The 13,794-nt window shown below is 57.0% G+C and carries 9 protein-coding genes; 5 read left to right on the top strand and 4 right to left on the bottom strand.

What is annotated here, in order from left to right:
• Positions 1-197 precede the first annotated feature (197 nt).
• Positions 198-1,982, bottom strand: a complete 1,785-nt coding sequence (locus ACT3RT_RS13755) for a sodium:solute symporter family transporter (RefSeq protein ID WP_496203149.1) — start codon at positions 1,980-1,982, stop codon at positions 198-200.
• A gap of 283 nt (positions 1,983-2,265) precedes the next feature.
• Between ACT3RT_RS13755 and ACT3RT_RS13750 the strand changes: the two genes are divergently transcribed.
• From ACT3RT_RS13750 to ACT3RT_RS13735, 4 genes are all read left to right on the top strand, one after another.
• Complete coding sequence (locus ACT3RT_RS13750; RefSeq protein ID WP_496203148.1) at positions 2,266-3,606, top strand: alginate lyase family protein; 1,341 nt, start codon at positions 2,266-2,268, stop codon at positions 3,604-3,606.
• Between the two features lie 3 nt (positions 3,607-3,609).
• On the top strand, positions 3,610-5,724 hold the full coding sequence (locus ACT3RT_RS13745; protein ID WP_496203147.1) for a heparinase II/III domain-containing protein: 2,115 nt from the start codon (positions 3,610-3,612) through the stop codon (positions 5,722-5,724).
• A 45-nt stretch (positions 5,725-5,769) separates the two neighbouring features.
• Complete coding sequence (locus ACT3RT_RS13740) at positions 5,770-6,546, top strand: SDR family NAD(P)-dependent oxidoreductase (RefSeq protein WP_396130661.1); 777 nt, start codon at positions 5,770-5,772, stop codon at positions 6,544-6,546.
• Positions 6,547-6,646: 100 nt separating this feature from the next.
• Positions 6,647-7,348, top strand: coding sequence for a FadR/GntR family transcriptional regulator (locus tag ACT3RT_RS13735; RefSeq protein ID WP_496200230.1), 702 nt, complete (start codon positions 6,647-6,649; stop codon positions 7,346-7,348).
• Positions 7,349-7,759: 411 nt separating this feature from the next.
• On the opposite strand, the gene nifJ is transcribed toward ACT3RT_RS13735, so the two are convergent.
• Both nifJ and ACT3RT_RS13725 read right to left on the bottom strand, forming a co-directional pair.
• Complete coding sequence (gene nifJ, locus ACT3RT_RS13730) at positions 7,760-11,293, bottom strand: pyruvate:ferredoxin (flavodoxin) oxidoreductase (protein WP_496203146.1); 3,534 nt, start codon at positions 11,291-11,293, stop codon at positions 7,760-7,762.
• A 235-nt stretch (positions 11,294-11,528) separates the two neighbouring features.
• Positions 11,529-12,188 (bottom strand): MgtC/SapB family protein, encoded by a 660-nt coding sequence (locus ACT3RT_RS13725; RefSeq protein WP_396130663.1) that lies wholly within the window; start codon positions 12,186-12,188, stop codon positions 11,529-11,531.
• Positions 12,189-12,424: 236 nt separating this feature from the next.
• On the opposite strand from ACT3RT_RS13725, the gene ACT3RT_RS13720 reads away from it, so the two are divergent.
• Positions 12,425-12,709 carry a putative hemolysin gene (locus tag ACT3RT_RS13720; protein WP_185690033.1) on the top strand — a complete coding sequence of 95 codons (285 nt, stop codon included), beginning with the start codon at positions 12,425-12,427 and terminating at the stop codon, positions 12,707-12,709.
• A gap of 62 nt (positions 12,710-12,771) precedes the next feature.
• Here ACT3RT_RS13720 and ACT3RT_RS13715 read toward each other — a convergent pair whose 3' ends face one another.
• Entirely contained in the window at positions 12,772-13,758 is a 987-nt protein-coding gene (locus ACT3RT_RS13715) for a 2-hydroxyacid dehydrogenase (RefSeq protein ID WP_496203145.1), read from the bottom strand.
• Positions 13,759-13,794: the final 36 nt, after the last annotated feature.

Below are 13,794 nucleotides of genomic sequence, written 5' to 3'. Positions count from 1 at the left end.
TGATGGGCTAATAAGGTTAGGGCAGCGCCATCAGCGTTCATGTAGTTGCCCCTGTGCATAAATTTAAATAAGCAAATAGTTAAATACTACTGAAGTATTTATTTAACGCCGTATGTCATTTGTCTGTATTGACATGAAAACAATATTAAATGTAGGTCTTTATGAAATAATCCTCTGGCTGAGAATTCGCACTCAGATCACCTTTGCGACGCCGAAAGTCGTTGTCTGGCCGCCAGCGCCGCGCCGCGTTCTGCACTGCGATGCAACACCCAGCCAAAAATCAAAATGCTCAGGGCGCATAAGAGGAATAAGCCCCGGCCCCACAGCGGGTTAGGCACCAGCACCATCAGCAGCAGCCCAGCCCCCATGTACATGGAAATCTTACCAATCTTGTCTCGTTGTAGGCGGTCAAACTCGTCTTGCTCATCATCGGCATACACCGGACGCTGCATGTCGCGGAAGAAGGCGTCGCGAATGGCCGAGCGTTCGCTGGTTTGCTCCCGATAGAACAGGGTGGTCAGGCAGAAGAAGCCGCCGGTGAACAGCAGATGGGAGAAGATATTCCACATGATGGCGATATCCAGCATCTCGCGGTTGGTGAAAGTTAACCCGAGCAGTTTTACCAGATCTGGCGCGGTAAACACGTTCGCCACCACGTAAGACACGAGCAGGCCGAACAGCACCGTGGCCCAGCCCGCCCAGTCAGGGGTTTTGCGAATAAATACCCCAAGAAACAGCGGCACGACGATCGGCGCCTGCATCAGCGTGCCGACTTTCATCATCAAATCAAACAGGCTAACGGTGTGCATGGTGTGCATGTATTGCGCCACCAGAATGACCAACACGCCGTTGACCACGCAGGCCGCCTGGCCCACGCGCAGCTGGTATTTATCGCTGCGCTCGCTGTGGCGGTTGACGATAGGCGTCCAGAAGCTGCGCACGAAAATCCCTGAATTGCGATTCAGCGCGCAGTCCATTGACGACATCGTCGCGGCGAACAGCCCCGCCATTAGCAGCCCGACGGTGCCCAACGGCATGGCGCGCTCGGCGAAAATCAAATACACCGCGTCAGTGGCGTTTTTGCCCAATTCTGGGTGAGCCGTGGCGGCGTCGGGGTAAAGCACCGCCACGGCCCACGGCGGAATAAACCAAATCAGCGTGCCGATAAACATCAGCACCAGCGCAAACAGCGCGGCTTTTTTGGCATTAAAACTGTCTTTGGCATTAAGAAATCGGTAGGAATCTTGCAGATTATTAATGCTTTGCACGTTTTTGATGAAGAAGAACAGGAAGCAGGCCACCAGCAGCGTGATGTAGTGCGGCCCGACGTCCGGCCCGGTGAAGAACCCCGAGGGGAATTCGGTGACTAAATTCACCGGCCCGCCCACCTTGATCAAGGCCACCACGGCGCAGGCAATAGAAATAATCGCCACTACCAGCGTCTGCACAAAGTCACTGGCGACCACGCCCCACGCCCCGCTCAGCAGGGAGATCACCAGCACCACCAGCCCGGTAACCCACAGCGTCAGGGTGACATCATGGTGGAACACCGCGCTGGCAAACACTGCCAGGCTGTTTAGCCACACCCCGGCGCTTAGGATGCTTAGCGGGATGATCATCCAAGTGAAGAACTGCTCATTGCCTTTGCCGAAGCGATGATTGATCGCCTCGGTGGCGGTATCGACGCGCAGTTGGCGAAAACGGGTGGCGAACCACCACCATGCCACCAGATAACCAAACACGTTACCGGCGAACACGCTGACCACGTTGAACCCGTAGCGGTAGGCCTGCCCGGCGGCGCCGGTGAAGGTCCAGGCGCTAAACTGAATCATGAAGGCCGTCGCGCCGACCATCCACCACAGCATACGGCCGCCGCCACGAAAGTAGTGGCTGGACGAGCCGGAGGCCATCTTCTTGAACGCGTAACTGATCGCAATCATTAACACGAAGTAACCGATCATCACTAGAACGTTAATATCCATCGTCGTTAATCTCTTCGGTGTTGGGTGAGTGTTTGTCGAGAAGCTGCTTTTGGTTATCTTTTGCGCATGCTCAGTGAGCAATAGTAGGAGAGGGATTTGAAATTAAAAGTCGGACAAATAAGAAAGGCGGTATTTGTTGCTAAGTTGTGAAGAGTGTCACTTTGTCAGCCTTTTATCGCATTAATGAAGTGAAAAGGCGGAGCGAAACGTGGCAAATTCGAAAATAGTCTGCTTTATTTGTATTACTAAAAGAAAGGTAGACCAGCGCGAACAAGGGAAGGACATGACATTATTCAGCTCCATTTTTCGGCCATCTGCCCGACTGGCGGTGGCTATTAGCCTTGGGTTTAGCGGATCGCTATTAGCGGCTGAACCGGCATTTTTACAACCCGCGCAGTTGGCCGTGGTGAAACAGCAGCTGGCGCAACATCAGGCGGCGCAGCAGACCCAAGAGGCTTACCGCCAACTGCTCGCGGCGGCTGACAAGGCGCTGGAGAAGCCGAACCTCAGCGTGACGGACAAAGGCATGACGCCGCCGAGCGGCACCAAGCATGACTATCTCAGCCTGAGCGCCTACTGGTGGGCGGACAGCAGCAAGCCGGACGGCCTGCCGTGGGTGCGCAAAGACGGCAAGGTGAATCCGGCCAGTAAAAATGACCAGAGCGACGGCGTGCGCCTGGCCGACTTTACCGCGCGAGTGCAGAACCTGACGCTGGCGTGGTACTTCTCCGGCGAGCAGAAATATGCCGATAAGGCCGCCAGTCTGCTAAGGACGTGGTTCATCAACCCAGAAACCCGCATGAACCCGAACCTGAATTTTGCTCAAGGCGTGCCGGGGATTGCGGCGGGTCGTAACGCGGGCGTGCTCGACGGGCGCTACTTCTCGACCCGAATTGTCGACTCGCTGGTGCTGCTTGACGGCAACGCAGCATGGAAAAAGCCAGACCAGGAGGCGATGCGCCAGTGGATGTCCGAATATCTCGACTGGCTGCAAACCAACAAGCTGGCGCTCAAAGAGAGCCGTACCAAGAACAACCACGGCAACTGGTATGCCACGCAGGTGGCGGGCATCGCCTGGTATCTCGACCAGCCCGAGGTGGTGAAAAAGATGATCAAGCTGATGAAGAGTAAGCTCGACGTGCAACTGATGCCTGACGGTACCCAGCCCGCCGAACTGGTCCGCACGCGCTCTTTCCATTACAGCTATTTTGATATGCAGGCCATTAGCCTGATGGCTGTGCTGGCGCAGAAAGAGGGCATTGACCTGTGGCATTACCAGACACCGAGGGGAGGCGGTATTCTCAAGTCGCTGGATTTCATGGCGAAATATACCGACGACGGCCAGCCGTGGCCTTACAAATCCCTCGACCGGATCAGCGTGCGCCCGGTGACTTTGCTCTCCTGGGCGGACAACGCCACCGGCCAGCCGCGTTATCAGCAGCAGATCCGCAGCGCCAGCTTCACCTTGCCCGCTGCCGCCAAGTCGCAGAAATCGGGCTATCACGAGGATGTGTCTCGTGGTGCGATCCTTGAGGCACAGCGCGAAATCTGGCTATTGACGCTGCCGACCTGGGCCAAGGGCTTTGTTGCGCCGACGCCCGCCTTAAAGTCTTCAGAAGGATAAAACATGAATCACTGGCAGCCGCTGTTTATCACCCCGGACGACGCCGAGGAGTTACGCGAAGAGCTAACGGCGGAGAGCTTGATGGGCCGCGTGCTGCGCAGGCAAATAGCCGAGTTGGATGAATTTATGGCGCAGCCCGTGGCGATCCCCGGCCAAGGTGAGGCGGGCGGCCCGGAACATGCGCAGCACAAACAGAATTACCGTTTCATCAATCTGGCGGGGCGCATGTCGATGATTTTCCAGCGGCAGGATTATCGCGATTTCGCTCTGCAACTGCTCAACGGCTACGCCGAGATTTATCCCGGTTTGGGCAGTGCGGTAAGTAAAGACAGCAATGCGCCGGGGCGGCTGTTTCATCAAACCCTCAATGAGAATATGTGGCTGCTTTACGCCGTCGAGGGGTACCACTGTATTCAGCCCAGCCTGAGCGCCGCCGAGTGCCAGAAGATTGAAAGCCAGCTGTTTCGCGTGATGGTGGATGACGCACTGACGCTGCACGCCAAGGATTTCGATATCGTGCATAACCACGGCATCTGGTCGGTGGCGGCGGCGGGGATTTGCGGCTACGTGCTGGGCGACCCGTCGCTGGTGGATAAAGCCCTGTACGGGCTAAAGGGGGATAGCGAGAGCGGCGGCTTCTTTGCCCAGTTGTCGCAGCTATTCTCACCGGACGGCTACTACATTGAAGGGCCGTACTATCAGCGATTTGCGCTGCGCCCGCTGTTGCTGCTGGCCGAGGCGATTCACCATCGCCAGCCGGAATTAGCCATTTATCAATTTCGTAATCAGGTGGTGCGCAAAACCTGCGAAGCCCTGATGCAGGTGGCTTTCCCCGACGGCACTTTACCGGCGCTGAATGATTCCTCGAAAACCATCAGCCTGCGCGATGACGGCGCGGTGGTGGCGGCCAGCGTCTGTTTCTATCGCTACGACGGCAACCCGCAGTGGATCGCCGCCGCCCACTGGCAGGATTCCCTGTGGGTGAGCGCCGCTGGGTTAGCTCTCTCCAACGCGGCCCAGAAGACGCCCGCCCAGCCGATGAACTGGGGCAGTTTGACCCTTACCGACGGGCCGCAGGGCCAGCAGGGGGAAGTGGCTATCCTTCGCCAGCCGCGAAACGGCCAGCTGACCATGGCGCTGATGTGGTATGGGCAGCATGGCAGCATTCCACGACTGCACTCGGCGCTGAACCACGGCCACTTTGACGGGCTGCACCTGAGCCTGTTTAGCCACGGCCGCGAGACTTTGCGGGATTACGGTTTTGGCCGCTGGGTGAATGTCGAACCCAAATTCGGCGGGCGCTACATCGCGGAAAATAACAGTTATTGTAAGCAGACCGTGGCGCACAACACGCTGGTGGTGGATCAGCAGAGTCAGAACCTTGGCCAAAGCGCCGAGGCGGAAAAGCGTCACGGCGAGCGCCACTTCTTTGTCAGCGAGCATCCCGCCGGACAGGGAATGAGTGCGCGATTGCGCGACTACTACCCCGGCGTCACCCTCCAGCGCACGGTGCTGATGCTCAATTTGGCCGAATTCGAAAACCCGCTGCTGGTGGACGTGCTGCGCATCAGCAGCCAGCAGCTGCACCAGTATGACTACTGCCTGCATCATCTCGGGCAGTTTGTGCGCAGCGACAGCCCGCTGCGGGTGGCGGAGCAGCTCAACCCGCTGGGTGCCGATCATGGTTACCAACACCTGTGGGACTGCGCGCGGGCGGAGGTCACTCCTCAGCACTCTATCCTTTATAGCTGGCTCGACGGCCACGGCTACACCTCGCTTATCAGCGCATTACCCTTCGGCGGCGAGCTTATCGTGGCACGAACCGGCGCGGACGATCCGCATTTCAACCTGCGCAATGAGCCTGCGCTGCTGCTGCGCCAGCAGGGGGCCGACGCAATATTTGCCAGCGTGATTGAGAGTCACGGCTATTTTGACGAAGCCACTGAAACCTCGCGCGACGCGCGGGGCAAGGTGAGCCGGGTAGAAGTGCTCTCCCAAGACGCCACCGGCAGCGAGTTGCTGATCCACTGTGTGGATGGCCGCCGCCTGCGCGTTTCCATTAATAATCAGGATCGGCCTGCGCATGGCGCGGCGTTTAGCGCCACGTGGCAAGGCTGACCTATTTTCCGACCCTGTACCCTAGCAACTTACCGAGGAGCTTTTATGTTCAATGACTTGAAAGACAAACGCGTGCTAATCACCGGTTCCACCAAAGGCATTGGTTTGGCGACGGCGCAGGCTTTTGCCCGCGCTGGCGCGAAAGTGGGGCTGAACGGGCATCGCAATGACCCGAGCCTGCAAAGCTTGGCCCAAGAGGTGGCGGCGCTGGGGGGCGAAGTGGCGTATTTCGCCGCCGACCTGACCGACACCGCCCAGTGCCAGCAGCTGGTGGCAGCCTTCGTGGAGCGCTTCGGCGGGCTGGACGTGCTCATCAATAACGCCGGCGGGCTGGTGGGGCGCAAACCTCTACAAGAGATTGACGATGAGTTCTACCAGCAGGTGATGGATCTCAATGCCCGCTCGGCGCTCATGGTCACCAAGTTCGCCGTGCCGCACCTGCGCAGCGCGGCCAAGCAGACCGGCGAAACCACCTCGGTTATCAGCACCGGTTCTATTGCCGGGCGCGAAGGCGGCGGGCCGGGAGCCTCGATTTACGCTGCGTCCAAGGCGTGGCTGCACAATATGAACCGCCACTGGGTGAAGGAGTTCACCAAGGACAATATTCGCTTCAACGTGGTGTCACCGGGCACCATCGACACGGTTTTCCACGCCGACAAAACGCAGGAAGTGCGCGACAAGATCTCCAGCGGCATCGCCATGGGGCGTTTTGGCACCAGCGAGGAGCTGGCACCGAGCTATCTGTTCTTCGCCTCTCACGCCTGTAGCGGCTACATCACCGGGCAGATCCTTGATGTCAACGGCGGCCAAATGGCGCCGTAACGGGTGATTGAGCACATTCGGGGCGACGAGGACATGCGTCGCTCCGCTTCCTGAACTATCATGACGGCCATCTGCACCAATAAAAGGGAATAGCATGACGATGCAGTTTGAAACAGCCGCCGGGTTAACCCGTGGTTTGAACACCCACATCGCTCGCGACATCGCCCGAAAAATTCTCTCCGGCGAGCTGGCCTCTGGCGCCATTTTGCCGAGCGAAATCGAGTTGGGCGAGCAGTTTGGTGTCAGCCGCACCGCGCTGCGCGAAGCCTTGAAGCTGCTGACCTCAAAGGGACTGTTGGAATCACGGCCGAAAGTAGGTACCCGAGTGAAAGATCGCGCCCAGTGGAACATGCTAGACCCGCAGCTGCTGGAGTGGATGCAGGGGATGGAAGCCACCGAAGAGATTTATCAGCAGTTTCTTGAGTTTCGCAAAGCTATTGAGCCGCACGCCACCGCGCTGGCGGCGGTCAACGCCAGCAAGGAGCAGCGCATCGAGCTGTCGCGCATTTACCGGCAGATGTGTCAGGTCGCCGAGCAGTTTGACCAGGCGCAGTGGGTGGAAATCGACACCCAGTTTCACCGCATGATTTTTATCTCCTCCGGCAACTGTTTTTACGTGCCTTTCGGCAACGTGCTGACCACCATTTTTAAATGGTTCTTTGAGTATTCCTCAAAGGAAGGCGGCATGTGTTTGCAAGAGCATAAACTGATTTATGAGGCCATTATGGCCGGGGATGAGGGCGCAGCTTATTCGGCATCGCTGAGTCTGATGAAAGGGCATAAACATCGACTTGGGGGGTGATTTTTGGGCTGGCAGCCCAAGCCCGCTTTTAAATTCAACGTCAAGGTCGGGGGCTCGCCGCCCACACGTAGGTCTTTAAATTCAAAACCGTGGGCTCGCCGCCCACACTGGCCCAAAGGGTTTTAAACGAAACCCTTTGGAATCCTGCGTTTTTTGTTGCTGGGAGATCGAGGCTTCGCAGGGTTGGAATGGACATGTTTCAGAGGCTGAGGTTATCGCCGCGAAAAGCCGCCGCTAAGGCGGTCCCCTCGCTGCGGGATTCCAACCCGCGTAAAGAGACACGCGGTTTTTCACCTCTTGCTCGGCGTCATTTCTGAACGCGGCCTACTGGCTTCTCAGCCGTGCCTTTTCAGTGGGTTTGGTTTTGCTCCTCCCCCTGGCAAGGGGGAGGAGCAAACAACGTCTTTAACTTTACTCCGACTCCCCATTCGTTCTCTTACCCGCCAGCAGCTCCAAGAACTCATATTTCTCCTGTAACTCCTTCTCTGCCGCCGCATACAGCTGAGTGGCGACTTCCGGCTGCTGGGCGTTGAGCCTTCTGAAGCGCTGTTCGTTGTTCAGCGTCTCCGTCAGGTTGCTGTTTGGCGGGCGGGAATCCAGCGCCAGCGCGGCTTTACCTTCCTCTACACGGCGCGGGTCGAAGCGATACAGCGGCCAGAAACCGGTGGCGGTGAGCTGCTTCATCTGGTCGTGACTCAGGGCCAGATCGTAGCCGTGCTCCTCGCATGGGCTGTAGGCGATGATCAGCGACGGGCCGGGATAGGCTTCGGCTTCCTGAATGGCTTTCACCGTCTGGTTCAGCTGCGCGCCAAGGGAAATCTGGGCCACGTAGACATGGCCATACATCATCATGCTGACACCCAAATCTTTGCGTGACTTGCGCTTGCCCTGTTCGGCAAATTTGGTGACGGCGCCCAGCGGGGTGGCTTTCGACTGCTGGCCGCCAGTGTTGGAATAACACTGGGTGTCGAGCACCAGCACATTGACGTTTTCCGTCAGGCTCAGCACGTGGTCCAAGCCGCCGAAACCAATATCATAGGCCCAGCCGTCGCCGCCAATCAGCCAGATGGATTTATCCACCAGATAATCGGCGTCGGTGGCTAACTGGCGGGCGTCTGGAGAATCAATCTCGGCCAAAATCTTACGCAGCTCGGTGACGTGCTGGCGCTTCACTTCTGGCGTTGAGGTTTCATCGCGCAGGCCGCCCAACAGCTCGGCGGGAATATGCTCGGAAAGCGAGTCAATCAGGCGCGTGACGCGGCGGCGGTGCTGGTCTACCGTCAGGCGGAAGCCCAGACCGAACTCGGCGTTATCTTCAAACAGCGAGTTGGCCCACGCCGGCCCGCGCCCTTCGGCGTTAGTGGTGTAAGGCGTGGAAGGCAGGTTGCCGCCGTAAATAGATGAACAACCGGTGGCGTTGGCAATCAGCAGGCGGTCGCCATACAGCTGGGTTAACAGCTTAATGTAAGGCGTTTCGCCACAGCCGGAGCAGGCACCGGAGTACTCAAACAGCGGGGTGATCAGCTGCGAAGTGCGAATGTCGATACGCTCAAGCTGGCTGGCCTCGATTTCCGGCAGTTTAAGGAAGAAGTCGTAATTGGCCTTCTCCTCTTCTAAATGCTCAATGCGATCCGCCATGTTGATGGCTTTGATTTCTGGATTCTGGCGATCTTTCGCCGGGCAGACTTCCACACACAAATTACAGCCGGTGCAGTCTTCCGGGGCCACTTGCAGCACGTATTTCTGGCCGCGCATATCGCGAGATTTCACATCCAGAGATTGCAGGGCGGACGGCGCGCCTTCCATGGCTTCGGGTTGCACCACTTTGGCCCGGATAGCCGAGTGCGGGCAGGCGGCGACGCAGTGGTTGCACTGGGTACACAAATCTGGCTGCCAGATGGGCACTTCTTCGGCAATGTTGCGTTTTTCCCACTGGGTAGTGCCAGTCGGCCAAGTGCCGTCCGGCGGGAAGGCGGAAACCGGCAGGGCGTCCCCCAGACCGGCGAGCATCGCGGCGGTGACGGTTTTAACGAAATCAGGCGCGGCGTCAGACACAATCGGCGGACGCTTGCGCGGCTGCTGTGGAATGGCCTGCAACGGCACCTCAATGAGCTGTTCAAGAGTCGCGCCCAGCGCCTGCCAGTTGCGCATCACCAGCTCTTCGCCTTTGCTGCTGTAGCTGCGAGCAATCGCGCCTTGCAGCTCTTTCAGGGCCTGATCGCCCGGCAGAATTTGAGTCAGGTGGAAGAACGCCATCTGCATCACGGTATTGATGCGCGCGCCTAGCTGGCATTCGCGGGCAATCTTCGCGGCATTGATAATGTAGAAACGGGCGCTGTTCTTATGCAGCGAAGACTGCACTTCCAGCGGCAGGCGTTCCCACACTTCTTGCGGCGAGAAAGGGGTGTTGAGCAGGAAAATGCCGCCGGGGCGCAGGCGCTCGGCCATCTGGTACAGGTCGATAAACTGCCACTGGTGGCAGGCAACGAAGTGCGCGTGGCTGACCAAGTAGGCCGATTTAATCGGCTGCGGGCTAACGCGCAGGTGAGACACCGTCAGGCCACCGGCCTTCTTGGAGTCATAGACAAAATAGCCCTGCGCAAACAGCGGCGTGCTATTGCCAATGATTTTGATGTTGTTCTTGGTGGCCGAAACCGAGCCGTCGCTGCCCAGCCCGTAGAACAGGGCTTCCAGCGTGGCGTGCTGCGGCAGTTGCTCGTCATTCACCGGCAGCGACAGGCCGGTCACGTCGTCATAGATCCCCACGGTAAAGCGCGGGCGCGGCTGGCTGAGGGCCAGTTCGTCGAAAATCGACAGCACGCAGTCTGGGCCAAACTCTTTGGAAGAGAGGCCGTAGCGGCCGCCAATCACTTTCGGCAAGCTGTCGCGTTCCCCGCGGCTGTAGGCTTCCGCCAGCGCGGTCATTACGTCGAGGTACAGCGGCTCGGCAAGGGAACCCGGCTCTTTAGTGCGATCCATGACGGCAAGCGTTTTGACGCTCTGCGGCAGAACGTCCAACATATGCTTGGCGCTGAAGGGGCGATAGAGGCGCACTTTCAGCACGCCGACCTTTTCGCCGCGCTCAATCAGCGTTTCAATCACCTCTTCGCACGTCCCGATCCCGGAACCCATCAGCACAATCACGCGCTCCGCCTCCGGGGGGCCGACATACTCGAAAGGCTTATAGGCGCGGCCGGTGAGGGCGGAGAAGGCCTCCATGGCGTCAATGACGTGCTGGCAGGTAGCGTCGTAATACGGGTTGGTGGCTTCGCGCGACTGGAAATAGGTGTCCGGGTTGGCCGAGGTGCCGCGGATAACCGGGCGGTCCGGCGTTAAGGCGCGAGCGCGGTGGGCGTCAATCTGGGCCTGCGGCAGCATCTGTTGCAGGGTGTCATCACTCAGCGGGGCGATTTTATTGATTTCATGGGAGGTGCGGAAGCCGTCGAAGAAATGAATAAAGGGCACGCGGCTGTTGAGGCTGGCAACTTGAGAAATCAGCGCGAAGTCCTGCGCTTCCTGCACGCTGGCGGCGCTAAGCAGCGCGCAGCCTGTCTGGCGAACGGCCATCACGTCGGAGTGATCGCCAAAAATAGACAGGGCGTGGGTCGCCACGGTGCGGGCGGCGACGTGCAGCACGAACGGCGTTAATTCACCGGCCAGCTTGTAGAGGGTGGGGATCATCAGCAGCAAACCCTGCGATGAGGTGAAAGAGGTGGAGAGTGCGCCGGTTTGCAGCGCACCGTGGACGGTAGAAATCGCCCCGGCCTCTGACTGCATTTCCATCACGGTTGGGACATCGCCCCAGAGATTTTTCTTACCATCACCGGACCACGCGCCGGCGATTTCGGCCATGGTCGAACTTGGCGTAATAGGGTAGATAGCAATTACTTCATTGGTGCGATAGGCCACGGAAGCAACTGCGTTATTACCGTCAGTGGTGATCATGAAAACCCCTTTTTCATTTCCTAATGCTTGCCGGAAACAGCGATGCCGAACCGGTTCGAATATGAAAAAGTTTACACGCGGGGCATCGATCGATTTATCCTGATTGTGTGCAGGGTTAATAGTTGAGTGAAATGATAGGGTTACTGGAAGAGGGGAAGTCGTAGGAATTCTATTACTTCTGCGAGGGTCAATTCCCCTCGCAGCTTGAGAAAATACGCGTCAGCGCAGTAAGAGGTTAATTGATATCAATACGTTTAATACCCTGAACGGTCATGATGGCTTCATACAATTTATCAACGCTTTGTTTCGGTTTTAACACCACGTCCATCACTAATTCGCACTTACTTTCATCACCATCGTCGCGCTGATTGACTTTAATATGGCCCGGACGAATACGCATTTTCTGCAATGCAATTAATACCGAAGGAACGCTTTGCGGCGCGAGGCGTATTTCAATCAGATGATGATGGCCGATCAGCCTATTACTAATTTGGCGGAATACTTCCAGCACAATTAAGGTCAGGAAGGCGCCATAAATACCAATCTCATAAAGTCCGCTACCGATAACTAAACCGATCGCCGCAGTGACCCATAATCCAGCGGCTGTAGTTAAGCCTTTGACCACCTGTTTCTGGATGATGATGGTCCCGGCACCCAAGAACCCCATGCCGCTCACCACCTGCGCTGCAACGCGGCTGGGGTCAAAACTGACGTGGGTGAGGTTGAGTAAATCGGCGAAACCGTATTTCGACACAATCATAAACATCGCGCTGCCGATACCCACTAATACGTGGGTTCGCAGACCGGCTTCTTTCGCCCGCAGCTGGCGCTCAATACCAATTAGCCCGCCCAAAACGCCCGCCAGCGCAATACGAATTAAAAAATCTGTCACCATTATAAAATGCCTCCCTGTTGTGCTTATTTTAAGTAGTTGATACTCAAAAACGGTGAATGAGCCCTAAGTTTATGAGCCAAAGAAATAACGGAACGAAATAAAGTGTATCTAATCGTTTATTTTTAGGAAAAAGTTGATATTAATTCTTGCTAACACTCGACGCTGGCGGAATGGCTCGGCTATGATGATTTCCACTTAATTCCCCGACACCCCGTTATTCTTCAGGAGCAGGACTGATGATCACTGCCTTACGCGTATTATTGGCCGGAGCCGTTCTGGTGTTGGCCGCCTGTAGCAGCCACGATGATTCCAACGAGGTTCCCCAGAAGGGTAACAGCGTTAACCTTTCTAACCACAGCGTCAATATGGACAGCCCGGCCTTCGCCGCATGTTCCATGGCCGGTGGTCAGTTGCGAATGGCACCTCAGTTAGACGGCAGCCGCGTAGGCATGTGTTCAATGTCGAATGGCCGCCAGTGTTCGGAAAGCGCGTTAATGGCAGGGAGATGTACGGCGGGGTAAGGCGGGCTGGCAGTAGGCTTGCCGCTCCTCCTCATACAGCGGGAGGAGCCAATCCTGCAAAACTATAAAATGTTCGGGCATGGCTGCCCTTTCGCCAGCTGATCCACATTCAACAATGTTGTCTCCGAAATACTGGTCAGCGCGTCGCTGGTCAGGAAGGCCTGGTGCCCAGTGAACAACACATTGTGACAGGATGAGAGGCGGCGGAACACGTCGTCCAGCACCACTTCGTTGGAGTTGTCTTCGAAGAACAGATCCCGCTCGTTCTCATACACGTCCATCCCCAGCGCGCCGATTTTCTGCTTCTTCAATGCGTCAATGGCGGCAGTGGCGTCCAGCAGCGCGCCTCGGCTGGTGTTCACAATCATCACGCCGTCTTTCATCTTGGCGAATGACGTGGCGTTCAGCATGTGGTGGTTTTCCGGCGTTAAGGGGCAGTGCAGGGAGATAACGTCCGACTGAGCGTACAGCGTATCGAGATCCACATACTCGGCACCCAGTTCAAGGGCCAATGGGCTTGGATAGGGGTCATAAGCCAGAATATGCATGCCGAAACCTTTCAGAATCCGCATCGCGGCGACGCCGATTTTACCCGTGCCGATGATCCCCGCCGTGCGCTGATGCATATTAAAACCAATCAACCCTTCCAGAGAGAAGTTCGCCTCGCGGGTGCGCTGATAGGCACGGTGAATGTGGCGGTTAAGACACATCATCATGCCCACGGCGTGCTCGGCCACAGCTTCCGGTGAATAAGCCGGAACGCGCACCACCGAAATACCCAGCTCTTTGGCGGCGTCTAAATCCACGTTATTGAAACCGGCACAGCGCAGGGCCAGCGTCTTAATGCCCAGCGATTTCAGCTCTTGCAACACTTCGCGGCTGCCATCGTCATTGACGAAGATACAGACGGCATCGGCGCCGATGGCGGTTTTCGCCGTCTGCGGGGTCAGCAGGAAGTCGAAAAACTCCAGCTCATATCCATAATGCTGATTCACCAACTCGAGGTATTTACGATCGTAATTCTTCGTGCTGTAAACGGCGAGTTTCATCCTATTTCTCCACGATAAGTTGTTATGCTAATTATG

The sequence above is a fragment of the Ewingella sp. AOP9-I1-14 genome, from assembly GCF_052375995.1.
Taxonomy (GTDB): Bacteria; Pseudomonadota; Gammaproteobacteria; order Enterobacterales; family Enterobacteriaceae; genus Ewingella; species Ewingella allii.
The sequence above is the reverse complement of the archived record's forward strand: the minus strand, read 5'-3'. Positions and strand labels throughout refer to the sequence as shown.

Coding starts and splice junctions, on each gene's coding strand:
- ACT3RT_RS13755 (WP_496203149.1), bottom strand. CDS start 1,982: ATGGATATTAACGTTCTAGTGATGATCGGTTACTTCGTGTTAATGATT.
- ACT3RT_RS13750 (WP_496203148.1), top strand. CDS start 2,266: ATGACATTATTCAGCTCCATTTTTCGGCCATCTGCCCGACTGGCGGTG.
- ACT3RT_RS13745 (WP_496203147.1), top strand. CDS start 3,610: ATGAATCACTGGCAGCCGCTGTTTATCACCCCGGACGACGCCGAGGAG.
- ACT3RT_RS13740 (WP_396130661.1), top strand. CDS start 5,770: ATGTTCAATGACTTGAAAGACAAACGCGTGCTAATCACCGGTTCCACC.
- ACT3RT_RS13735 (WP_496200230.1), top strand. CDS start 6,647: ATGCAGTTTGAAACAGCCGCCGGGTTAACCCGTGGTTTGAACACCCAC.
- nifJ (WP_496203146.1), bottom strand. CDS start 11,293: ATGATCACCACTGACGGTAATAACGCAGTTGCTTCCGTGGCCTATCGC.
- ACT3RT_RS13725 (WP_396130663.1), bottom strand. CDS start 12,188: ATGGTGACAGATTTTTTAATTCGTATTGCGCTGGCGGGCGTTTTGGGC.
- ACT3RT_RS13720 (WP_185690033.1), top strand. CDS start 12,425: ATGATCACTGCCTTACGCGTATTATTGGCCGGAGCCGTTCTGGTGTTG.
- ACT3RT_RS13715 (WP_496203145.1), bottom strand. CDS start 13,758: ATGAAACTCGCCGTTTACAGCACGAAGAATTACGATCGTAAATACCTC.